Source organism: Rhizobium sp. rho-13.1, assembly GCF_007000305.1.
Taxonomy (GTDB): Bacteria; Pseudomonadota; Alphaproteobacteria; order Rhizobiales; family Rhizobiaceae; genus Rhizobium; species Rhizobium rhododendri.
In genome coordinates, this window is the sequence record NZ_SCFL01000092.1 from 1 (window position 1) to 533 (window position 533).

A 533-nucleotide genomic window follows, 5' to 3' on the forward strand; every position below is an offset into this window, starting at 1 on the left:
GGCTCGATGGACAAGCTTCAGCACACTCTCAGAGCCGTCGCCGAAAATGCTCAGGCGATCGATTCCGGCGCCAACGAGATCCGTGCGGCGGCTGATGATCTGTCTAAGCGCACGGAGCAGCAGGCGGCCTCGGTGGAGCAGACCGCCGCGGCCTTGGAAGAGATCACCACGACGGTGAAAGATTCTACCAAACGCGCTGAAGATGCGGGGCAGCTTGTCGGGCGCGCGAAATTGGGTGCGTTGAAGTCGGGCGAAGTCATGCGCGACGCAGTTGCCGCCATGCAGGGCATCGAAAAATCCTCAAGCGAGATATCCAACATCATCGGCGTAATCGACGAGATCGCCTTCCAAACAAATCTACTGGCGCTCAATGCCGGTGTGGAAGCCGCACGAGCAGGTGAGGCCGGTAAGGGCTTTGCAGTTGTTGCGCAAGAGGTGCGCGAGTTGGCCCAGCGTTCCGCCCAAGCCGCCAAAGAAATTAAGGCGCTGATCTCGACATCTGGATCTCAGGTTAAAAATGGTGTCGAGCTTGT

General features: G+C 58.5%; 1 protein-coding gene. It reads left to right on the forward strand.

What is annotated here, in order from left to right:
• The coding region (locus tag EQW76_RS28780; RefSeq protein WP_244615607.1) for a methyl-accepting chemotaxis protein at nucleotides 1-533 on the forward strand (533 nt) is incomplete at both ends.